This is a genomic window from Nonomuraea sp. NPDC050394 (assembly GCF_044459065.1).
Classification (GTDB): domain Bacteria; phylum Actinomycetota; class Actinomycetes; order Streptosporangiales; family Streptosporangiaceae; genus Nonomuraea.
The window spans coordinates 241,322-262,853 of record NZ_JBITIO010000001.1 but is presented as its reverse complement, the minus strand read 5'-3'; the positions used below and the strand labels follow the sequence as shown (position 1 = coordinate 262,853).

Genomic DNA, 21,532 nt, shown 5'->3' with positions numbered 1-21,532 from the left:
TCTCACAGTTCGGAGGGCCTTTGCACCGCCTGTTTTTCGGTCTTGAAGATCAGGGTGGTCTGCAGGTGCACGATCTCCGGCCGGACCAGGAACTTCTCCAGTACGAGCCGGTGCAGGCTGGTGGCGTCGGCGACGGCCACGTGCACGAGGAAGTCCTCGGGGCCGGCGACGTTGAACAGCGTGATGGTCTCCGGCAGGCTCAGGACGAACCGGCGCAGCGGGTCGGAGAGCTGGGCGGTGTGCGGGCGTACCCGCAGTGCCAGCAGGGCCTCCAGCGGGCGGCCGAGGCGGGCGATGTCGACGTCGGCGCGGAAGGCGGTGATCACTCCACGGCGGCGCAGCGCGCGTACCCGCTCCAGGGCCGTGGATGGTGCCACGCCGAGCTTTTCCGCCAGGTCCTTGTTGGGCAGCCGAGCGTCGTTCTGCAACTCGGCCAGAATGGCCAGGTCAATCGAATCCAGTTCGGCTGCAGGCCCCGATTGGTCCCTCATATTCGATAAATCTAGCCACACGTCCTGCTGAGCACGGATATTTCGGGTTATGTGGGATGTTGAGGCTTTTACCAAAGCTGCCGCCGTCACCGTCAGCGAACTGGCCGCCTACGTCGAGGAGAGCCAGCGCGGCCAGGTGCCCGTGGTCCGGCAGCGGCCGCCGGCGGAGATCGCCGGGAAGCTCCGCCTGGCCGAGCTCATCCGGGAGGGCGGGCTGAGCACGGAGACGTACCAGGACTTCCTCCACGCCTTCCTGAGCGAGGGGACACGACTCCACCACCCCGCCTATCTCGCCCATCAGGTCGCCTCTCCCGACTTTCCCGCCGCGCTGGCCGACTTCATCCACGGCGCCACGAACAACCCCATGGCCATCTACGAGATGGGCGCGGCGGCGGCCACGGTGGAGTTCGAGGTGGTCCGGTGGATGCTGGAGAAGGCCGGCTTCCCCCACGGCGCCGGCGTGCTGACCCACGGGGGTTCGCTGGCGAACCTCACCGCCCTCCTGGCCGCCCGCGCGCACGCCGCGCCCGAGGCGTGGGCGAACGGTACCCCCGCCGACCTGGTGATCCTGGCACCGCCGTCGGCACACTATTCGGTCTCGCGAGCCGCCTCGATCATGGGCCTCGGCCAGAAGGCGGTGGTGGAGCTGCCGACGGACGATCTGGGCCGCCTGGCCGTCGGGCGATTCCCCGAGATCTCCGGAAAACGGCCGATCGCACTGGTGGCGTCCGCCTGCGCCACCGGCACCGGCCTGCACGACGACCTGCGCGCGGTCGGGCAGTGGTGCCGCGACCGGGACATCTGGTTCCACGTGGACGGCGCCCACGGCGCCTCCGCCCTGCTCAGCCCCGCCCACCGCCACCTGCTCGACGGCGTCGAACTGGCCGACTCCCTCATCTGGGACGCCCACAAGATGCTCCGCACGTCCTCCCTGGCCGCCGCCGTCCTGGTCCGCCACGAAGGCGCCCTGGACGCCGCCTTCCAGCAGGACGCCAGCTACATCTTCTACGGCGACCAGGGCTTCGACCTGATCGGCAGGACCGTGGAGTGCACCAAGGCCGAGCTCGGCCTGAAGATCTTCCTGAACCTCGCCTGGCGGGGCGAGCGCGGCCTCGGCGACTTCGTGGCCGGCCGCTATGCCGCCGCTCACCGCTTCTGGGAACTGGCTCGCCGCCGGCCGGGGTTCGCGCTGCCGTACGAGCCGGAGAGCAACATCGTCTGCTTCCGGTACGGCACGGCCGACCCGGCCGAGATCCGCGAACGCATGATGGCCGACGGCACCTTCTACCTGACCTCGACCATCCTGAACGGCGTCCGCCACCTCCGCGTCACCGTCATGAACCCGGCGACCGACGACAGCCACCTGGAACACCTCCTGGACGAAATCACCCGCCTGACCCCGGGATGACGGCACCACGTCCCGGAACCGGCGGCGGGCAGGCCGCGCAACGGCACCCCTTGAAAGGCCATGCCGCCCGGAAGACAAGGCGCGGCGCGGGCGGGGAAGTGGGTGGGCGGGGCAGGCCGTAAGCCGCCTGGAGGCGCGGCGGGCACGGGTGGCGGAAGTGGGTGGGCGGGCGGCACGGGAGGGGTGGTGTGACGGGGGCCGCCTGGGGTGGGCCCGGCAGCGCGGGCTCCGGGTGCCGCGCTGCCGGGAGTTTCAGAGCCAGCCGTCCAACCCCGTCATGAAGTCCTCGAACAGGTGCCGGTGGATCGTGTGTTCGGCGCCCTTGACCACCCTCACCTCGAATCCCTTCCCCACCAGCTCCTCCTGGAACTCCGGTGACACCAAAAACGACGGATCAGCCACCTGCACCAGCGACGGCACGACGGGCGCGGGCGTGAGGTCCGTGCCGGCGAACCCGCTCAAGGACAGCGCCGTCCGCGGGTCCCAGCCCTTGAGCATCTCGACCTCGACGGACACCTCCTCGGCCGGGAACCCCGGGTGCATGGCCGCGATCTCCTCGGCCGTCGCGTTGGCCGCCTGTGCCATCAGGTCGGTCATCGGGATGCCGCCCTCCAGCACGGGCAGCCGGAAGGCCGGGTCGGAGTAGATCGCCCGGCGGGGCATGAGGCGGTCGACGGCGGCGCCGAGCGTGAGGCCGCCGAGCGAGTGGCCGATCGCGAGCGCGGGCCGGGCAGGGACCGATTCCAGGACGGAGGCGGCCAGCGACTCGGGCGTGTAGTCCTCGGCCCGGGGGCTGGCGCCGTGGCCGGGCAGGTCGACGGCGACGACCCGGTACCCGCGCCCGGCCAGCGCGGGCCCGACTCGCCACCAGCACCGGGAGTCGGCCATGATGCCGTGGATCAGCAGAGCGACCCGGTCGCCGGTGCCCCATTCGCGCGTGTGCAGCTTCATGCTCGCCTCGCCTCATAGTTATACGTATAAGCGCTTGATAGCATCCCACCGATGAACGGGACAAGAGTGTGACCTCGAACAGACCGCCGACCAGCGTGGACGTGGCCAGGGCCGCCGGCGTCTCGCAGGCCACCGTCTCCTACGTGCTCAACGACAACCCCAACGCCCGGGTGAGCGAGGAGACCAGGCAGCGCGTGCGCGACGCCGCCGCCCGGCTCGGGTACGTGCCCGACGCCAGCGCCCGCACCCTGCGCACCGGCCGCAGCGGCATCGTGCTGGTCCCGCTGTCTCCCGCCCGCACGGGCGGGCTCGTCCGCGATCTGCTCGACGACCTCGGCGAGGAGCTCCGGCCGCGCGGCTACACCCTCGTCCAGTACGGCGAGCGCCGACTCAAGGGCGTACCGGCGGCCAAGGTGTGGGCGGGGCTGCGCCCGACGGCGGTCATCGTCGAGGCCGACCGGCTCACCAGGGCCTCCGTGGACCTGCTGCGCGCCTCGGGCACGCGGACCGTGATCGGCTTCGCCGACGGCCCGTCCCCGCTGGTGCCCGCGGTGGTCATGGACCACGAGTCGGTGGGCGCCTGTGCCGCCCGCCACCTGGCGGAACGCGGACGCAGGCGGCTGGCCGCGATCGTTCCCCGCGAGGAGGGCGTCGACCTCATGGGCATGGGCCGCCTGCGCGGCGTACGCCAGGTGGCGCCCGGCGCCGAGCGCATCGACCTGGCCTTCACCGAGGAGGCCGCCCGCGCGGTCGCCACCAGGCACGACCTGCCCGACGGCGTCTTCGCCTACAACGACGAGTACGCGCTGCTGCTGATGAGCGCGCTGCAGGACGCCGGCGTGCGGGTCCCGGAGGACGTGGCGATCGTCGGCGCCGACGACCTGCCGCTCGCCTCCCTGGTACGCCCCCGCCTGACGAGCGTCCACTTCGACACCACGGCGACCCCGGCCGAAATGGCCGCCTACATCGACGAACTGGTCCGCGGCGACCGCACCGCGGACCCGGGGACGGTCGTCAGCATCTACGGCCCACGCCTGATCGTCAGATCCAGCTCGTAACAACTTGGCCGCGTGTCTTGTCACGCGGGGACCGGCGACCTACAGTCCAGAGCAATCGTCGGTGATACGTATCACCACAGCTGGAAAGGTCCTGGTCGATGACCCATGTTCAGGGCAAAGCCCCCACGGCAGATGAGGATCGCGGATTCCGTCTCGGCCCGCTCTATCTCACGCTCCCCCTCGCCAACGTCGCGGTCATGTTCCTCTGGATCGGAGTGGGCGCGTTCCTGCTGCCCCGCCACGTCCAGCTGATCACCGGGACCAACGACGTGGCCGCGCTCGGCCTGGCCAACTCGATCGGCCCGCTCATGGCCACCATCGCCAACCCCATCTTCGGCCAGATCTCCGACCGGACCCGCTCCCGGTTCGGCCGCCGCTCCCCCTGGATCCTGGGCTGCGTCGCGATCGGCGTCCTCGCCCTGCTGCTGCAGGCCAACGCGGCCAGCGTGCTCATGCTCGGCATCAGCTGGGCCGGCGTGCAGCTCATCATGAACGGCTACCAGGCCGCGATCACCGCGATCCTGCCCGACCGGGTCCCGGCCCGCCGCTACGGCACCTTCTCCGCGTTGTTCGGCCTCGGCACGCCGGTGGCGACGATCGCCGCCGCCCTGATGTTCATGAGCATGCCGCAACTGGCCGACGGCGGAGCGTACTACGTGGTCATGGGGGTTCTGGTGGCCGCGGCGCTGCTCATCGTCCTGGCCAGCCCCGACCGCTCGTCCACGGAGCTGCCGCGCCAGCCGTTCGACATGGGCGAGTTTCTCGCGGCGTTCGTGCGGCCACTACGCCACCGGGACTTCCTGTGGGCGTTCGTCGGGCGCTTCGGGATCATGCTCGGCTACATGATGATCTTCACCTTCAACCTCTTCCTGCTTGAGGACTTCATCAAGATCCCGAAGACCGAGGTCGTCTCCAAGATGGGCATGCTCATGCTCGTCGGCCAGGTCGCGACGTTCCTGGCGGTGGTACTGATCGGCCCACTGTCGGACAAGGTGGCGAGATTCCGGATGTTCGCGCTGATCGCCGGTCTGGCCTCGGCGATCACCCTGGGCATCCCGCTGCTCATGCCGTCCTTCGAGGGCATGCTCGTCTACAACGTCCTGCACGGCGTCGCCTTCGGCATCTTCATGGCCGTGGACATGGCCTTGGTGACCAAGGTGCTGCCGAACAAGGAAGAGGTCGGCAAGGACATGGGCGTGCTCAACATCGCCAACGCCGGCCCGCAGATCGCCGCCCCCGCCCTCGCCGCCTTCCTGGTGACCATGGGCGGCTACACCACCCTCTTCCTGGTCGGGATCGTGGTCTCGCTGATCGCCTCGCTGGCCGTACTGAAGATCAAGAGTGTGCGTTAGCGTCGAGTTCATGACCGAACTCGATCCCCGGCTCCGGGCCGTCACCGATCTGATCATGGCCGAGGCCCGCGAGATGGGCGGCAGGCACGAGTACGACGGCCGGATTCAGGACCTCTCCCCCGAGGGCGTCCGGTCCGGCCTGGCCCGCCTGGGCGAGGGCACGCTGCCCGAGGACTCCTACGACGCCGAACACCTCACGGTCTTCGAGACAGGGCTGCGCGTGCAGTTCGGCGAGCTGGAGCTCCATCGCCGCAACCCGCTGCCGCACCTGTCCAACCTCGACCTGGCCTGCTACGACCGCGACTACGCCCCGGAGGCGGAACGCGCCGCCGCCAGGGCGGCCCATCTGGGGGAGTGGCCGGCGGCGGTCCATGGCGCGATCGCCGCGCTCGACCAGGTCAGCGCCCCCGTCGCCACCGCGCTTGCCGGGGCGGTCAAGGGCCTGGCCGCGGGCGTCACCGACGCGGCCGCGCTCGACGCCCACCGGCTGCTGGTCGCGCACGTCGAGCGTGCCGCCGCGGTCGGCGACCCCGACGCCTCGCTGGGCGGGCCCGCGCTGGCCCGGCTGATGGGCAGCACCGAGGGCATCGACGTCGACCTCGGCCGGCTGGCCGAGCGCGCCGACGCCGAACGCGACCGCCTCCACACGCTGCTGGCCGAGGCCGTCGCCAAGCTGGGCGAGAGCGGCAGGCCGCTGGACGTCGCCCGCGAGCTGGTCAGGCAGCACCCCGGCGCCGACGGCGTCATCGAGGCCGCCAGGATCGGCACCGAGAAGGCCATCGCGTTTACCCGCGAGAAGGACCTCGTCCCCTACCACGACGGCGAGTGCCTGGTCGGCCTCGCGCCCGAGTCGCGCCGCTGGGCGATGGCGATGATGTGCTGGAACTCCCCCGGCGAACCCGAGGGCCCCAGCTGGTACTACATCACCCCGCCCGACGCGTCGTGGCCGGTCGAGGAGCAGGAGGAGTGGCTGGAGGTGTTCAGCCACACCACGCTGCCCGCGATCAACGTGCACGAGGTCGCGCCCGGCCACTTCTCCCACGGCCGGGCGCTGCGTCATGCGAAGGGCGACGTGCGCAGGCTGCTGCAGTCGATGGCGTTCGCCGAGGGCTGGGCCCATTACGTCGAGGAGGTCTGCGTCGAGGAGGGTTTCGAGGCCGGTGACCCGCGCTTCGAGATCGGCGTCTGGCTGGAGGCGCTGGTGCGGGTGACCCGGCTGGCCTGCGCGATCGGCGTGCACACCGGGCAGATGACGGTGGAGGAGGGTGCCCGCCGCTTCGCCGCCGACACCCACCTGTCCGGGCCCGCCGCGCTGTCGGAGGCCCGCCGCGCTTCCTTCGATCCCACCTACGGCCGCTACACGTGGGGCAAGCTGCTCATCCTCGACCTGCGTGAGCAGGCGCGCAGGGAGTGGGGCCCGGCCTTCACACTGCAGCGCTTCCACAAGGCCATGCTCGACCTCGGTTCGCCGCCGCTGGGGCTGCTCAAGAAGATCCTGTGACGGCCCACTCTCCGGGGGCGAGCACCTGAACGCCGTCCAGGTCCGCGAACGCCTCGGCCAGCGTCGCCCGCCCCTGCGAGAAGTGCTCCCAGTGCTCGAAGTGCAGCGGCACCACGTGCTTCGCGCCCAGGATGCGGGCGGCCTCGGCGGCGTCACGGCTGTTGAGGGTGAGGTCGGCGTCGGGGATGAGCGGGGTGCGCGCGGCCCCGGCGAACAGCACCGCCACGTCCACCTGCCCGATCCGCCCGGCGATCTCGCGTACGACGTCGAGTGAGGCGTTGTCGCCGCTGACGTAGACGGTGGGCAGTCCGTCGCCCTTGAGCACGAACCCGGTGACCTCGCCGACCAGGTGCTCGGTGCCGTCGGGTCCGTGCCGGGCGGGCACGCCGGTGATCGTCAGCGGGCCCAGCTCCACCTCGCTCCAGTTGGGCAGCGCCTGGGCGGCGATCCGCGTGGCGGCGCTCGGCGTGGACAGCACGAGCGGCGCCGACGCGAGCAGTTCGCGCCCCGAGGTGTCGAGATTGTCGGGATGCTGATCGTGGGAGAGCAGGACGGCGTCGATCGCGCCGATCTCCGCGACCGCCACGCCCGGACCGTCGGTCTTGGTCAGCCCGCTGCCGACGGGGTAGTGGCCGGGCGGGTCGAAGGTCGGGTCGGTCAGCAGGCGCAGCCCGCCGATCTCCAGGATGGCGGTCGGGCCGCCCACGTATTGGATCCGCATACCGCGTTACGACATGCCGGGCCGCCGGGATATTCCGTACAGGCGCAGCGCGGCGGGGGCGGCGGCGGGCACCGCGGGAGCGCGCGGCGCGACGGGCTCCAGCCGCGCGTACGGCGCGCCCAAAGGCGGCCGGGCGTCCGGCTCACCGGCGTTCGGCCAGAGCGCGATCGCCCGTTCGGCCTGCGCGGTGATGGTCAGCGACGGGTTGACGCCCGGGTTGGCGGAGATCGCGGAGCCGTCGATCACGTGCAGCCCCTCGTGGCCGAACACGCGGTGGTAGGCGTCGATCACGCCGTTCTCCGCCGAGGCGCCGATCGCGCATCCGCCCAGGAAGTGCGCGGTGGCCGGGATGTCGAAGAGGTCCAGCCAGGAGCCGCCGGGCAGCCCGCCGATCTCCTCGGCCGCGTGGCGTACCGCGTCGTGGCCCGCGGGGATCCACGTGGGGTTCGGCTCGCCGTGTCCCGGCGCGGCGCGCAGCCCCCAGCGGGTGCGGGTCACCGAGATCGAGTTGTCCTTGGCCTGCATGACCAGGGCGATGAGGCTCCGCTCCGACCAGCGCCGCAGGTTGAGCAGGCGCAGTGCCTTGAGCGGCCGCTCGGCCAGCTCGCGGCCGAAGACCCGCCACCGGTTCTGGCCGCCGTCCACGAGCAGCGTGCGCAGCAGGCCCATGGCGTTGGAGCCGTTGCCGTAGCGCACCGGCTCGATGTGCGTCTCGGCGTCGGGGTGGATCGAGGAGGTGATGGCCACGCCGCCGTTGAGCTTCTCGCCGTGCACGGCCAGGCGTTCGAAGCCGAGCAGCGCCTCGGAGTTCGTCCTGGTCAGCACGCCGAGCCGGGCGGAGATCCGGGGCAGCGCGCCGTTGGCGCGCAGCTTGTGAAGCAGCCGCTGGGTGCCGTAGGTGCCGGCCGCGAAGATCACCTGCCGGGCGGTGAAGGTACGGCGGAGCCGTACCGAACCCGTCTTGCGGACCTCCACCACGTAGCCGCCGGAAGGGCGCGGACGGACGGAGGTGACCGTGCACTCCGGGTAGACGCGGGCCCCGGCCTTCTCGGCGAGGTAGAGGTAGTTCTCGGTGAGCATGTTCTTGGCGCCGTGGCGGCAGCCGGTCATGCACTCGCCGCACTCCACGCAGCCGTTGCGCGCGGGGCCGGCGCCACCGAAGTAGGGGTCGGCGCCGTCCTCGCCGAAGTAGACGCCGACGGGGGCGAGGTGGAAGGTGTCGGCCACGCCCATCCGGGCGGCGACCTTCTTCATGATCTCGTCGGCGCGGGTCGTGGTCGGGTTGACGACGACGCCGAGCATCCGCTTGGCCTGGTCGTAGTGGGGCGCGAGCTCGGCCTTCCAGTCGGTGATGCCGGCCCACTGCGCGTCGGCGAAGAAGGGGCCGAGCGGCTCGTAGAGGGTGTTGGCGTAGACCAGCGAACCGCCGCCCACCCCCGCCCCGGCCAGCACCATCACGCGGTTGCCCCGGTCGCCGCCCAGTACGTGGATGCGCTGGATGCCCTTGAGCCCCAGCCACGGCGCCCACAGGAAGTCGCGTACCCGCCAGGAGGTCTTGGGCAGCGTCGCGGCGGTGAAGCGGCGGCCCGCCTCCAGCACGCCGACCGTGTAGCCCTTCTCCGTGAGCCGCAGCGCCGAGACGCTGCCGCCGAAGCCGGAGCCGATGACCAGGACGTCGAAGTCGCTCATTTGAGCCGCAGCCTCCGCATGGTCTTGAGCGCGGTGGCCATGAACTCGGCCCAGGTGTCGTTGCCGAGGCCGAAGGGCGCCTCGAAGCCCAGCAGCGTGCTCTGGGAGGCCACGGTCTGCGCCTCGGTGTAGCGCAGCAGGCCCTCGGCGCCGTGCCTGCGGCCGAGGCCGGAGGACTTCATGCCGCCCATGGGCGCGTCGTAGGAGGCGTACGCGGAGGCGTAGCCCTCGTTGATGTTGACCGTGCCGGCCTTCAGCCGGGCGGCGACCGATCGTCCCCTGGCCAGGTCGCGGGTCCAGACGGAGGCGTTGAGTCCGTAGACGGTGTCGTTGGCCAGGGCCACGGCGTGCTCGTCACTCGTGAACGGGTAGAGGGCGACGACGGGACCGAAGGTCTCGTTGGCGCACATCTCCATCTTCTCGCTGACGCCGGTGAGGATGGTCGGCTCGTAGAAGAAGGGGCCCAGGTCGGGCCGGGCCCTGCCGCCGGCCAGGAGGGTCGCGCCCTTGACGATCGCGTCGTCCACGTGCGCGCTGACCGTGTCGAGCTGGCGGCGGGAGGTGAGCGAGCCCATCTGGACCGACCAGTCGAAGCCGGCGCCGAGCTTGAGGTTCTTGGTCTGCTTGGCGAAGCGCCGGGCGAAGTCGTCGAAGCGGGACTCGTGCACGTAGAGGCGTTCGATCGACAGGCAGAGCTGGCCGGCGTTGGTGAAGCAGGCGCGGACCGCGCCGTGCGCGGCCACGTCGAGGTCGGCGTCGTCGAGCACGATCATGGGGTTCTTGCCGCCGAGCTCCAGCGAGCAGCCGATGAGCCGCTTGGCCGCCTCTTCGGCGATCTTGCGGCCGCCGCGGGTGGAGCCGGTGAACGCCACGTAGTCGGCGCCGTCGAGCAGCGCGTCGCCGATGTCGGCCGGCTCGCCGAGCACGACCTGCCAGATCTCGCGCGGCATGCCGAGTTCGGCCAGCAGGTCGACGGTCCACAACGTGGACAGCGCGGTCTGGGTGTCCGGCTTGTGGACGAGCGCGTTGCCGGCCAGCAGCGCCGGGACGGCGTCGGTCACGCCGAGCGAGAGCGGGTAGTTCCACGGGGTGATCAGGGCGACGACGCCCTTGGGCTGGCGCAGCTCGGTGACCTGGGTGGCCACGGGGAAGATGCCCTTGCGGCTCTTGGGCGCGAGCAGGCGGGCGGCGCGGCGGGCGTAGTGCAGCGCGCAGCCGGCCACGTCGAGGACCTCCTCGAACGCGTGCTTCCTGGCCTTGCCCGTCTCGTTCTGGACGATGTCGAGGATCTCGTCGCGGCGGTTGAGTATCTCGTCATGCAGGCGCAGGAACGGGCGGGCGCGCTCGGCGACCGGCAGCGCGGCCCACGAGGCTTGAGCCTGCCTCGCCTTCTCGTGGGCGGCGCGTACGTGGTCGCCGTCGGAGATGGGGAGTTCGGCGATCTGCTCGCCGGTGAAAGGGGCGGTGATCTGCCGGGTCACATGCATGACCGAATGATATTCCGGATAGCTACTGGCCGGTAGTTTTGTCGTCCATCCCCATATGAGGCCAGAATTCGAATCATGCCGTCTTTCTCGCCGCTCAGACCAGGGGACCCAGAAGGGCTGGGACCGTACCGGTTGCTGGGCCGGTTGGGTGAGGGCGGACAGGGTGTCGTCTACCTCGCCAACGACCCGGCCGGCACGCACGTGGCCGTCAAGTGGTTACGCTCCGAGCTGGCCGGTGACTCCGTCAGCATCGAGCGGTTCATGCGCGAGGTGCAGGTCGCCGAGCAGGTCGCGCCCTTCTGCACCGCCACCGTCCTGGCCAAAGGCGTCGAGAACGAGCGGCCCTACATCGTCAGCGAGTTCATCGACGGGCCCTCCCTGCACCGGATCGTCCAGGAGCAGGGGCCGCGGACCGGATCGGCGCTGCACCGCCTGGCCATCGGCACCGCCACGGCGCTGGCCGCCATCCACCAGGCTGGAATCGTCCACCGCGACTTCAAGCCGGCCAACGTCATCATCGGCTCGGACGGGCCACGGGTGATCGACTTCGGCATCGCCCGCGCGTTGAACGCCACCTCGACCCTGACCAGCATGGCGGTGGGGACGCCGTCGTACATGCCGCCCGAGCAGTTCATGGGGCAGCCCGTCGGGCCCTCCGCCGACCTGTTCGCGTGGGGCGCGACGATGGTCTACGCCGCCATGGGCCGGCCGCCGTTCGGCAACGACACGATGCCGGCGGTCATCAACCGGGTGCTCAACCAGCCGCCCGACCTCGGGGCGCTGGACGGGGCGCTGCGTGAGGTGGTGGGCGCCTGCCTGCAGAAGGACCCGGCGCTGCGGCCCACCGCCGAGCAGGTCATGATGCGGCTGCTGCAGCATCCGGTGCCGTCGGCCGGGGGCATGCTGGCGCAGGGCGCCGCGGCGGCGACCATCCACCCCCAGCCGACGCCCTACCCGACCGGCCCGGGAAACCAAGGGCCGCCCGCAAGCCAGGGATTTGGAAGCCAGGGACCATTCGCCACCGGGCCGGGAAATCCCGGACAGAGCTGGGCGGCGCCAAGCCAGTCGACACCGGGACCGCCGGCGCCCGGCCACCCCGCCCAGGGCATGAGCGGGCCGCCGCACTGGGGGGCGGCGCCGACCAACCAGTCCGGGCGGAAGCGGCGGGCGCCGCTGCTCATCGGGATCTCGATCGGCGTGGCGCTCCTGCTCCTGGGGGGCGTGGCGCTGGCCGTACCGTGGAGTCAGGGCGGGACGACCGCGTCCTCGTCGTCGCCGAAGCCGAGCGCCAAGAAGCGGGCGAGCACCAAGAGCACGCCGCCCGCCGAGATCAAGCGGACGAAACTGCCCGGCGCCAGCCTCTATCTGTACGAGAGCACCACCGACCCGATCACGCTGACCTCCTACGAGATCTACGACAAGAGCGCCAAGAACTGGGTCGACTACGCCAGGGACGGCCTCGACGGCAGATTCCAGCGCTACGGCGACAACGAGGAGACCCTGCTGTCGCCCGACGGCACGATGATGGCCAGCCGTGGCCAGAACTACACCTCCGACGGCTACGACTACATCGTGATCACCGACCGGGCCGGCGGCGGCAGGACCACGGTCAAGACCGTGCGCCGCCCCGAGATCAGCAGCATCGCCAGCTGGTCGAAGGACAGCAAGCGGATCCTGCTCAACCTCGAGAAGAAGATCGGCGGCAACTGGATCTACCTCGGCTTCGCGATCGTCGACGTGGCGAGCGGCAAGGCCCGCATGAGCAAGGTCAGCGACGCGCAGGTCCGCGAGTCCGGCTACGGATGGGACGCCCAGGAGAAGGGTGTGATCGCCGTCTACGGCAAGGACACCGGGCTGCGCTTCTTCGGCCCCGCGGGCAAGGCCGTACGCGACTTCGCCGAGGTGGGCGAGCTGCCCTCGGGCACGCAGGACGTCTTCTCCCCCGACGGCACCATGTTCGTCACCAACTGCCCGGGGGGCGACGACGGCGACCACTGCCTGTGGAACGCGGACACCGGCAAGCAGGTACGCAGGTTCACCTCCGCCTGCGACAAGGTGCTCGGCTGGTACGACAACACGAACCTGTTCTGCTGGGAGCAGGACGACGCGCCGCGCGACGAGATCCAGGTGGTCGGCTTCGACGGCAAACTCAGCCGCAAGCTGCTGGACGTCTCCGACGACGTGGAGTTCAGCCCGAGCTTCACCATCAATCCGACCAGAGGCTCCTGAACCGCTTCGCCCGGTCATCCGTCATGGAGGACATGAAGACGCTGATCCGCACGGCACTGACCGTCGCCGCCCTGGCGACGGCCGCCGCCGCCTGCACCTCCACCGCCCAGACGCCGGAGCCGGCGCCGCTGGACCTGAGCAAGGACGTGCGCCTGGTCGCCTACTCCAGCTGCGACGACATGCTCGCCGGGCTGCGCCGGAAGGCGGCGGAGAACGTCGGCCCGTGGGGGTTCGGCCCGGGGATCCAGCCGTTCGGCGCACGCGAGATGGTGCAGTCGGACACCGCCGCGACGGCGAAGGCCACGCCCGAGCACTCCACGACGAACGTGCACGAAGCGGGTGTGGACGAGCCCGACCTGGTCAAGACCGACGGCAACCGCGTCTTCACGGTCACCAACGGCAGGCTGCGCGTGATCGACACCGCGACCAAGAAGGTGACCGCCGAGCTCGAACTGGTCAAGCAGGACCAGCCGGGCGGCTTCATGAGCGGCGACCTGCTCATCTCCGGCGACCGCGTGCTGGTGATCTACCGCGGCGGCATGGCGATGCTGGAAAAGAGCTTCGCCCCCCAGATGCAGACCGCCTACATCCTGGTCGACCTGTCCGGCAAGCCCAAGGTGCTCAGCACCGTACGCCCCCAGGGTGAGCACGTGGACGCCCGCATGGTCGGCTCGACGGTCCGCATCGTGACCCGCAGCCAGCCCGACATCAAGTTCCCGCAGCCGAAGGACCGCATCGGCGAGGAACAGCTCAAGAAGATCAACCAGGAGGTCGTACGGCAGGCCCCCATCGAAGCCTGGCTGCCCAGGATCGAGATCACCGACGAGAACGGCACGGTCAAGAAGGACTCGGTGGCCTGCGAGCGGGTCAGCCACCCGGCCGACTACACCGGCACCTCGCTGCTGACCGTGCACAGCCTCGACCTGGCCCAGGGCGTGACGGCCGCCGGAACGGACCCGATCAGCCTGGCCGCCGACGGCGATACCGTCTACGGCACCGGCCAGTCGCTGTACGTGGCGAGCAACCCGCGCTGGTGGTGGCCGAGCGGGCCGGTGATGCTGGAGGACACCACGGTCGAGCCGCCGCCCACCCCGGCCGCCACTCCGGACACGGCCTCCACCGCCCAGGCGCCCGCCGAGGAGCCCTCCCCGACCGAGCCGACCCCCACGGCCACGCCCACAGCCGCTGCCACGGCCACCCCCACCTCCAACGCCACGGCCACGACCACGGCCACCCCGAGCGACGCGCCGCCCGTCGATCCCACCGAACCGGCCCGGCCCACCCCGGTGATCCCGCCCGAGGAGACCGAACTCCACCGCTTCGACGTCGGCCAGGCCGGCGCGCCCAGGTACGTCTCCTCCGGCAAGGTGCCCGGCCGCCTGCTAAACCAGTACTCGCTGTCGGAGTTCGAGGGCAACCTGCGCGTGGCCACCACGCAGTCCGACCAGAAGTCCAGCTCCAGCAGCGTCTACGTGCTCAAGGCCGACACCCTGGCCAAGGTCGGCGAGGTCGGCGGCCTGGGCAAGGGCGAGCGCATCTACTCGGTGCGCTTCATCGGCCCGGTCGGCTACGTGGTCACCTTCCGCCAGGTGGACCCGCTCTACACCCTGGACCTGCGCGACCCGGCCGCCCCGCGCGTCACCGGCGAGCTGAAGATCACCGGCTACTCGGCCTACCTGCACCCGGCGGGCGACGGCCGGCTCATCGGCGTCGGCCAGGAGGCCAGCGACAAGGGCCGCACGCTGGGCACCCAGTTGTCGTTGTTCGACGTCACCGACCCGGCGAGCCCGCGCCGCCTGTCGCAGATGTTCCAGAAGGACTCCGGCTCCGAGGCCGAGTGGGACCCGCACGCCTTCCTGTACTGGCCCAAGACCGGCCTGACGGTGATCCCGCTGTCCGGCTACAAGGACAACACCACCGGCGCCATGGTGATGAAGGTGGACCAGAGCGGCGTCACCAAGGTCGGCATGGTCAAGCACCCGAAGCAGACGCAGAAGGAGTACTCCTACCAGCCCGGCATCCAGCGGGCGATGGTGATCGGCGACGAGCTCTGGACCGTCTCCTACGAAGGCGTCCAGGTCAACGACGCCACCACGCTCGCCGAGAAGGCGTGGATCCCGGTGACGTAAACGGATCTGGACAGTCCCCAACTAATGGTGAAAAATCCACTGACACCGTGATGTTGGGGGTGCGGATGCCTTTCGTGGGACGAGAGCGAGAACTCGACCATGTGTCGGCCGTTCTCGCCCGCCCACCCGCGGTCGTCCTGATCGACGGCGAGGCGGGCGTGGGCAAGACGCGCCTGCTCCGCGAACTGCCCAGCCCTCTGCTGGTCGGCAACTGCCATCCCATGCGCTTCCCGTTCGGCCCGATCGTGGAAGCGCTGCGCGACGCCGAGCTCCCACCCGGCCTCAACCCCGTCACCGGGGCCTTACGCCCCCTGTTACCGGAGTTCTCCCACCTCCTGCCGCTCGACCCGCCTCCTGTCCAGGACCCGCAGGTCGAGCGGCATCGTTTGTTCCGGGCCGTGCTGTCGCTGATCGACGCGCTCCAGCCGATCACGCTGGTCGTCGAGGACGTGCACTGGATCGATCCCGACACCCGCGAACTGCTGGCCTTCCTCACCCGCTGCCTGCCCGCCGGGGCCAACCTCCTGCTGACCTTCCGTCCGGAGGACGCCTCCTTCCCCGTCGCCGCGTTCCGCTCGCACCTGCCGCCGCACATCCGCCACTCCCAGCTGTCCCTCGCGCCGCTGGACGCCGAGGAGACCGCGCTGCTGGCCAAGCATCTGCTGCCCGACCCGCCGGACCTGTGGCCGCTGACGCTCGGGGTGCCGTTCGCGATCGAGGAACTGGCCCGCATGCTGGCCGAAGGCCGGGGCTCCGGGACACCGCCCGCGTTGCGCGACGCCGTACTGCTGAAGATCGAGGCGCTGCCGGTCGCGGCGCGGCGCATCGTGCAGGCGGCCGCGGTGCTCGACGAGCCGGCGAGCGAGCGGTCGCTCGCCGCCATCGCCGGCCTCCCGCCCGAGCAGAGCGAGCGCGGCCTCGCCGAGGCGGTACGGCGCGGCCTGCTCCACCAGCCCACCCCCGGCCGGTACGGCCTGCGCCAGCCCCTGGCCAGACAGGCGGTCTACGACTCGATCACCCCCGGCATCCGGCGCAGGCTGCACCGCAGGGTGGAGGCGCCGGCCGAGACGAAGGGCGCCGTGTCGCCGCGCGAGGAGCAGGTGATCGGCCTGGCCGCCCAGGGGCTGACCAACCGGGAGATCGCCGAGAGCCTCTTCCTGTCGCCCAGGACCGTCGAGGTGCACGTGGCCAACGCGCTGCGCAAACTCGGCCTGACCTCGCGCAGGCAACTGCCGGGAAGCAGCGGCTAGCCCCGCCGCATGGCATGCGACGGGGCCAGCGTCATACGTTTCCTAGTGCGTGAACGCCTGCAGCTCGGCGGCCCTGATGTGACCGGCCAGCGGGCTGGCGGTGGTGCAGTCGGTGGCGGAGTTGGGGTCCTGGTCCTGCTCACCGGCGTAGACCGGGTTGCCGGTGCACTGGCTGGACACCGTACGCAGGATGAGGTGGGTGGCCTTCGACGAACGCACCCGGAACGACTCGATCAGCAGGTCGGCGCCGCGCGGGCGGGGCCTGGCCGTCTGGAACGCGTCGGACGCGCTGGTGTAGACCTTGTGGAAGCTCGCCGGGTTGGCGCAGTCGGCCCCGGTCGAGGCGTCGCACGCCAGGATCTCGAACGAGCGCAGCGCCGAGAAGCGGTTCTGCGTGCCCGGGTCGGCCGGGTCGCCGATGTTCGGCCGGAGCATGGCGCTGACCTGAACCCGGCCCACGCGCACCGGCGCGGTCCCGGCCAGGTCGACGATGACGTTCTTGCCGGCCACGGGACCGGTCAGCGAGGCCCAGTTCGTGGCCTCCGTCTCGTCGATGAGCTTGGCCTGGTTGACGCCGTCGCCGGAGGCCGTCGCGCCCGCCGCGGCGGAGGCGTGGTTACGGCTCAGCGGCAACGGCAGCGGCAGCTTCAGACCGGGCAGTACCGGCAGCGAGAAGCGCGTGTGGCCGAAGCCCGGCGCGACCGCCACGAAGTCGTACTTGCCGGGCACGATCTGGAAGGTCTCGTCGATCGCGGTGGCCGGGTCGGTGTCGGCTACCGGGACCACGCGGCCCTCGTAGTCGCCCACGTACAGGCGGACCGCCGCGTCCTTCGCCTCGCCGACCGGCTTCAGCGTGAACGTGGCGTTCTTGGCGTGCGGGGAGACGAAGCTGGGCACCGGGTCGGGGTCGGCGGTGCCGTTGCTGGTGGCGCCGTCACCGAGGCCGTGCTCGGCGAAGGCGTTCCACATGATGTCCTGGTTCTTGCCGTCGAAGCGCAGCCGGTCGGCGGCCAGCATCGCGTCGCGCATGTCGACGTAGCTGAGCGTGCCGATGGCCGTGAGCAGGAACGCGTCGAAGTGGAGCTGGATCCAGCGGCGGTTGCCCGGGCACTTGTCGATGGCCCTGCGGCCTTCGGCGCAGTCGCGCTGGACACGGGTGGAGGCGTCGCCGTACCTCTTGAGGAAGGCCTTGCGGACGTCGAACTGGGTCGAGGACCAGATCTCGCCGTCGGCGTGGACCTGCTGGCCGACCAGGTCGTAGGCGATGTTGCTGTAGTTCAGGTCCGACTTGGACATGTCGTAGTTGCGGATGCCGCGCTCGGCGTCGCCGGTGGCGTAACCGCCGGTGACGTACGGGGTGTTGCCGCGCGGGCGGAAGCCGTTCTCGTAGAGGTACTCCATCGCGAACAGGTCGGACATGCTCTCGCCCATCGCGCCCGCCTGCGCGCCGCTGAGGCCGGCGTTGGGGCCGGCGACCATGCGGTTGGAGATGGCGTGCGTGTACTCGTGCCCGATGACCGACATGTCGTAGTCACCGTCGACACACGGCGAGTAGAAGGAGCCGGCGATCGGCTGCCACATGTACATGTTCGTGATCGGCGCGACCCCGTCGGGACCGGTGATCTGGTTGGCGTTGTCGCGCACGCTCAGGACCTTCGCGCCCGCCTGGGCGTTGCCCTGCTCGGGGTCGCCGCCGAGGCCGCCGCGGTCGCCGTTGCTGACCTGCATGTTCCACGCGGTCTCGGTGAAGCCGAGCCGGTAGGACCAGTCGTGCATGCGGTTGTGCATCACGCCCAGGTTCGAGATCGCCGCCTCAAGGTCGGCCTCGCCCGGCTGGTCGAGCACGGCCGGGTTGCACGACGCCTTGTACCAGGCGTTCGTCCACGGGTAGACGTACTTGCGGCTCGGCGTCAGAACGTTGCTGCGGGTGCCGACCGTGAACGGGTCGCCGCTGGCGCGGTTCTCGAACGTGCGGGCCGCGTTGCCGAGACTGGTGTTCGTGGGCGTGTCCGTCGCGTGGTCCACGTCCCACGCCTTGCCGGTGGCCGGGTCGCCGCCGACCACGAGGGCGCAGCCGGGACCGGGGGTGAAGCACCAGCGCTGGCGGTTGTCGGTCGAGGAGTAGTCGGCCGGCGGGTTGGCCGGGAACACCGACCACTCCGGGTCGAACTGGTCGGCCAGGTTCTCGCGCAGCAGGATCGCGCCGCTGACGGCGTCCACGTGGGTCGTGTACCCGACGTCCTTGCCGATGAGCACGATCTGGAACGCCCTGTGCACGTTCTCGCCCGCGGGCACCGCCACCGCGGTGACCTGCTTGGTCGTCGCCGAGGCCAGATCGATCTCGGCGTCCTGGGCGGCGATCTCCAGCGCCCGCTGCTCGGTGATCGCGGCCGCGGGAGGCACGGCCGTGGAGCGTGACAGCGAGGAGGAGGCGTAGACGGCCTTGCCGCCCTGGACGCCGACCACGACCATCCCGTCCGCTCCCGCGGGCAGGTCGCCGAACTTCTGCCGCAGCATGACGGCGAAGCCGGAGCCGATGGGGTTGACCGCCACCTTCTCCAGCGAGCCTAGAGCCTCACCGAAGAGCTGCGGGTTGGCCGCCAGATAGGCGCGCGCCGCCTGCTCCGGATCGGACGAGAGCCCCTCGGCCAGCGGCGTGTCGGCCGTGACCACGGCAGCGGTGCCGAGAGCGTTCCAGCGGACGGTCTCCTTGCCGCTTCTCCTGGCCTGGGCGGGCGGGCTGACCTCGCCCTTCCTGTTGTCGATGTCCGGCTTGCCGTGGTCGTCGCCGTGTACGGCGGGCGTCGCCGGCGGGGCCTGCTGGGCCTGTTCACCGGAGGCGACGCCCGCGCCGGATAAGGCAAGGGCGCCGGCGAGTAAGGCGAGTACCGGGATGCGTCGTCGCATGAAGGTCCTCCTGATCGGGATCAACAGCCAACATCAATCACGATCAGGGGCGACGCCTATACGTAGGACCTACGTAATGCGAATACTTACTCCCCCACCACGCCGTCGGCCAGCTCCCGAACGACGTCCAGATGCCCCGCGTGCCGCGCGTACTCCTGCAGCACGTGGAAAAGAATCCAGCTCAGCGCCGGAGGCGGCGCGCCCTCCCGGAACCGGGGTCCCGGGGGCGCCTGCCGTACCAGGTCGGCCGACGATACGGCGCGCCGGGTGTGCTCGCCCTGTTCGAGGAGGAAGGCGCGCAGGCTCTCCAAGGTGTCCTCCGGCGCCAGCGCCCAGCGGCCGTCCTCGTGATCGCCCCACGGGTCCTCGACCGGCTCGCCGCAGAAGCCCCACCGGATCCAGCGCCGCTCCATGTACGCCAGATGCTTGACCATCTCCAGCGGCGACCACCCCGAAGGCAGGCGGCTGCCGCGCAGTTCCTCCGGCGCCAGGCCGTCGAGCTTGCTCAGCACCACCTCGCGGTACCAGTCGAGGTAGGCCAGGAAGAGCTCGCGTGGGTCGGACAGCCGCTGGGACGGTTCGCTCATGACCGCTCCGGGATCGGGACGATCTCCGGCGCGCCCAGCCGGATCGCGTCGGCGGCCTGGTCGGAGTCCTGCTCCTGCGACAGGCGCTCGGCCTCGACCCGCTTGGTGTAGTACTCCACCTCTCGTTTGACCTGCTCGTCGTCCCAGCCGAGCGGCCCGGCCAGCAGCTCGGCCGCCTCGTGCGCGACGGCCAGACCGCGGTGGAAGGTCTCGATCGAGATATGGGTACGCCTGGTCAGCACGTCGTTGAGGTGCCTGGCGCCCTCGTGGGTGGCGGCGTAGACGATCTCGGCGCGCAGGTAGTCGTCGGCGCCGTTGAGCGGGCCGCCCAGCGACGGGTCGGCTTCGATCAGGGCCAGGACCTCGTGGATGAGCGAGCCGTACCGCTGGAGCAGGTGCTCGATCCTGGCCACGTGGAGGCCGGACTCGGCGGCCAGGCGCTGGCGGCCGTTCCAGAGCGCCTGGTAGCCCTCGGCGCCCACGAGCGGGATGCGGTCGGTGCACGAGCGCGGCACCCGCTGGTCCAGGCCGTGCGCCACGGCGTCGACGGCGTCCTTGGCCATCACCCGGTAGGTCGTGTACTTGCCTCCGGCGATCATCACCAGTCCCGGCACCGGGTGGGCGACGACGTGCTCGCGCGACAGCTTGGAGGTCTCCTCCGACTCGCCCGACAGCAGCGGGCGCAGCCCCGCGTAGACGCCTTCCACGTCGTCGCGCGTCAGCGGCACCGACAGCACCGCGTTGACGTGGTCGAGCAGGTAGTCGATGTCCACGCGGGAGGCGGCCGGGTGGGCCTTGTCGAGCGTCCACTCGGTGTCGGTGGTGCCGATGATCCAGTGGCGGCCCCACGGGATGACGAAGAGCACCGACTTCTCCGTGCGCAGGATGATTCCGGTGCGCGAGTGGATGCGGTCCCTGGGAACGACCAGGTGGATGCCCTTGGAGGCGCGTACGTGGATCTGGCCGCGGCCGCCCACGAGCTCCTGGATGTCGTCGGTCCAGACGCCGGTGGCGTTGACCACCTGCTGGGCGCGCACGTCCAGCTCGGCGCCGCTCTCCAGGTCGCGTACCCGGACCCCGGTGACGCGCTCGCCCTCGCGAAGGAAGCCGACCACCTGGGCGCGCTGCGCCACGTGCGCGCCGTAGGAGGCGGCCGTGCGCAGCAGCGTCATCACGTAGCGTGCGTCGTCGACCTGCGCGTCCCAGTACTGCACGGCGCCGGTGAACGAGGTCTTCTTCAGCGCCGGTGCCAGGCGCAGCGCGCGGCTGCGCGACAGGTGCCGGTGGCCCGGTACGCCTCTGTTCTGGCCGGAGGCGAGGCCGAGCGTGTCGTACAGCGCCACGCCCGCGCCCACGTAGGGCCGCTCCCACCCGAAATGCGTCATCGGAAACAGGAACGGCACCGGCCTGACCAGGTGCGGCGCGATCCGCTGCAGCAGCAGTGCCCGCTCCTGCAGCGCCTCGCGGACCAGTTCGAAGTTGAGTTGCTCCAGGTAGCGCAGGCCGCCGTGGATCAGCTTCGACGAGCGCGAGGAGGTACCGGAGGCGAAGTCCCTGGCCTCCACCACGCCGACCCGCAGTCCACGTGTGATCGCGTCGAGCGCCACGCCTGCGCCCACGACGCCGCCGCCGACCACGACGAGATCGAGCTCGCGCTCCTCCATGGCCGCAAGCGCCGCCGTCCGGTCATCCGGCCCGAGTGCGCCCTTACCCGACATCTGTCCCCCTGCCGCTCGTCCTGGCCGTCGGCTCTCCCTCCCGACCCTATTCCC

At 70.8% G+C, this 21,532-nt stretch carries 15 protein-coding genes; 7 read left to right on the top strand and 8 right to left on the bottom strand.

Features of this window, described 5'->3' with window-relative positions:
• Positions 1-2: 2 nt before the first annotated feature.
• Positions 3-491, bottom strand: a complete 489-nt coding sequence (locus tag ACIBKY_RS01450) for an Lrp/AsnC family transcriptional regulator (protein ID WP_397093534.1) — start codon at positions 489-491, stop codon at positions 3-5.
• 49 nt (positions 492-540) lie between these two features.
• Between ACIBKY_RS01450 and ACIBKY_RS01445 the strand changes: the two genes are divergently transcribed.
• Complete coding sequence (locus tag ACIBKY_RS01445; RefSeq protein WP_397093533.1) at positions 541-1,899, top strand: pyridoxal phosphate-dependent decarboxylase family protein; 1,359 nt, start codon at positions 541-543, stop codon at positions 1,897-1,899.
• A 252-nt stretch (positions 1,900-2,151) separates the two neighbouring features.
• On the opposite strand, the gene ACIBKY_RS01440 is transcribed toward ACIBKY_RS01445, so the two are convergent.
• Complete coding sequence (locus ACIBKY_RS01440) at positions 2,152-2,850, bottom strand: alpha/beta fold hydrolase (protein ID WP_397093532.1); 699 nt, start codon at positions 2,848-2,850, stop codon at positions 2,152-2,154.
• A gap of 68 nt (positions 2,851-2,918) precedes the next feature.
• Between ACIBKY_RS01440 and ACIBKY_RS01435 the strand changes: the two genes are divergently transcribed.
• The 3 genes from ACIBKY_RS01435 to ACIBKY_RS01425 all read left to right on the top strand — a co-directional run bounded on the left by ACIBKY_RS01435 (position 2,919) and on the right by ACIBKY_RS01425 (position 6,761).
• Entirely contained in the window at positions 2,919-3,908 is a 990-nt protein-coding gene (locus ACIBKY_RS01435) for a LacI family DNA-binding transcriptional regulator (RefSeq protein ID WP_397093530.1), read from the top strand.
• Positions 3,909-4,006: 98 nt separating this feature from the next.
• Entirely contained in the window at positions 4,007-5,260 is a 1,254-nt protein-coding gene (locus ACIBKY_RS01430; protein WP_397093528.1) for an MFS transporter, read from the top strand.
• Between the two features lie 10 nt (positions 5,261-5,270).
• A complete protein-coding gene (locus ACIBKY_RS01425; protein WP_397093526.1) occupies positions 5,271-6,761 on the top strand; it encodes a DUF885 family protein in 1,491 nt (496 codons plus the stop codon).
• Here ACIBKY_RS01425 and ACIBKY_RS01420 read toward each other — a convergent pair.
• From ACIBKY_RS01420 to ACIBKY_RS01410, 3 genes are read right to left on the bottom strand one after another with little or no spacing between them, the layout of a single operon-like run.
• On the bottom strand, positions 6,745-7,482 hold the full coding sequence (locus ACIBKY_RS01420; protein WP_397093525.1) for an MBL fold metallo-hydrolase: 738 nt from the start codon (positions 7,480-7,482) through the stop codon (positions 6,745-6,747). The genes ACIBKY_RS01425 and ACIBKY_RS01420 overlap by 17 nt on opposite strands.
• Before the next feature lie 6 nt (positions 7,483-7,488).
• Positions 7,489-9,171 carry an FAD-dependent oxidoreductase gene (locus ACIBKY_RS01415; protein ID WP_397093523.1) on the bottom strand — a complete coding sequence of 561 codons (1,683 nt, stop codon included), beginning with the start codon at positions 9,169-9,171 and terminating at the stop codon, positions 7,489-7,491.
• Positions 9,168-10,658 carry a succinic semialdehyde dehydrogenase gene (locus tag ACIBKY_RS01410; RefSeq protein ID WP_397093521.1) on the bottom strand — a complete coding sequence of 497 codons (1,491 nt, stop codon included), beginning with the start codon at positions 10,656-10,658 and terminating at the stop codon, positions 9,168-9,170. Before ACIBKY_RS01410 ends, ACIBKY_RS01415 begins: the two co-directional genes overlap by 4 nt.
• A 75-nt stretch (positions 10,659-10,733) precedes the next feature.
• Here ACIBKY_RS01410 and ACIBKY_RS01405 point away from each other — a divergent pair, with 75 nt between their 5' ends.
• The 3 genes from ACIBKY_RS01405 (at position 10,734) to ACIBKY_RS01395 (ending at position 16,266) form a co-directional block, all read left to right on the top strand.
• Entirely contained in the window at positions 10,734-12,887 is a 2,154-nt protein-coding gene (locus tag ACIBKY_RS01405; protein ID WP_397093519.1) for a protein kinase, read from the top strand.
• 32 nt (positions 12,888-12,919) lie between these two features.
• A complete protein-coding gene (locus ACIBKY_RS01400; RefSeq protein WP_397093517.1) occupies positions 12,920-15,016 on the top strand; it encodes a beta-propeller domain-containing protein in 2,097 nt (698 codons plus the stop codon).
• 74 nt (positions 15,017-15,090) lie between these two features.
• Entirely contained in the window at positions 15,091-16,266 is a 1,176-nt protein-coding gene (locus tag ACIBKY_RS01395; protein WP_397093515.1) for an AAA family ATPase, read from the top strand.
• A gap of 42 nt (positions 16,267-16,308) precedes the next feature.
• Here the strand turns inward: ACIBKY_RS01395 and ACIBKY_RS01390 are convergent, their stop codons facing one another.
• The 3 genes from ACIBKY_RS01390 to ACIBKY_RS01380 form a co-directional block, all read right to left on the bottom strand.
• Entirely contained in the window at positions 16,309-19,173 is a 2,865-nt protein-coding gene (locus ACIBKY_RS01390) for a M36 family metallopeptidase (RefSeq protein ID WP_397093514.1), read from the bottom strand.
• Between the two features lie 86 nt (positions 19,174-19,259).
• Positions 19,260-19,760, bottom strand: coding sequence for a DinB family protein (locus ACIBKY_RS01385; protein ID WP_397093512.1), 501 nt, complete (start codon positions 19,758-19,760; stop codon positions 19,260-19,262).
• Positions 19,757-21,478, bottom strand: coding sequence for a glycerol-3-phosphate dehydrogenase/oxidase (locus ACIBKY_RS01380; protein WP_397093511.1), 1,722 nt, complete (start codon positions 21,476-21,478; stop codon positions 19,757-19,759). The genes ACIBKY_RS01385 and ACIBKY_RS01380 overlap by 4 nt, the downstream gene beginning before the upstream one ends.
• Positions 21,479-21,532: the final 54 nt, after the last annotated feature.

What these genes read in the sequence shown, in the direction of transcription:
- ACIBKY_RS01450 (WP_397093534.1), bottom strand. Translation starts at nt 491, where the DNA reads ATGAGGGACCAATCGGGGCCTGCAGCCGAACTGGATTCGATTGACCTG.
- ACIBKY_RS01445 (WP_397093533.1), top strand. Translation starts at nt 541, where the DNA reads ATGTGGGATGTTGAGGCTTTTACCAAAGCTGCCGCCGTCACCGTCAGC.
- ACIBKY_RS01440 (WP_397093532.1), bottom strand. Translation starts at nt 2,850, where the DNA reads ATGAAGCTGCACACGCGCGAATGGGGCACCGGCGACCGGGTCGCTCTG.
- ACIBKY_RS01430 (WP_397093528.1), top strand. Translation starts at nt 4,007, where the DNA reads ATGACCCATGTTCAGGGCAAAGCCCCCACGGCAGATGAGGATCGCGGA.
- ACIBKY_RS01425 (WP_397093526.1), top strand. Translation starts at nt 5,271, where the DNA reads ATGACCGAACTCGATCCCCGGCTCCGGGCCGTCACCGATCTGATCATG.
- ACIBKY_RS01420 (WP_397093525.1), bottom strand. Translation starts at nt 7,482, where the DNA reads ATGCGGATCCAATACGTGGGCGGCCCGACCGCCATCCTGGAGATCGGC.
- ACIBKY_RS01415 (WP_397093523.1), bottom strand. Translation starts at nt 9,171, where the DNA reads ATGAGCGACTTCGACGTCCTGGTCATCGGCTCCGGCTTCGGCGGCAGC.
- ACIBKY_RS01410 (WP_397093521.1), bottom strand. Translation starts at nt 10,658, where the DNA reads ATGCATGTGACCCGGCAGATCACCGCCCCTTTCACCGGCGAGCAGATC.
- ACIBKY_RS01405 (WP_397093519.1), top strand. Translation starts at nt 10,734, where the DNA reads ATGCCGTCTTTCTCGCCGCTCAGACCAGGGGACCCAGAAGGGCTGGGA.
- ACIBKY_RS01400 (WP_397093517.1), top strand. Translation starts at nt 12,920, where the DNA reads ATGAAGACGCTGATCCGCACGGCACTGACCGTCGCCGCCCTGGCGACG.
- ACIBKY_RS01390 (WP_397093514.1), bottom strand. Translation starts at nt 19,173, where the DNA reads ATGCGACGACGCATCCCGGTACTCGCCTTACTCGCCGGCGCCCTTGCC.
- ACIBKY_RS01385 (WP_397093512.1), bottom strand. Translation starts at nt 19,760, where the DNA reads ATGAGCGAACCGTCCCAGCGGCTGTCCGACCCACGCGAGCTCTTCCTG.
- ACIBKY_RS01380 (WP_397093511.1), bottom strand. Translation starts at nt 21,478, where the DNA reads ATGTCGGGTAAGGGCGCACTCGGGCCGGATGACCGGACGGCGGCGCTT.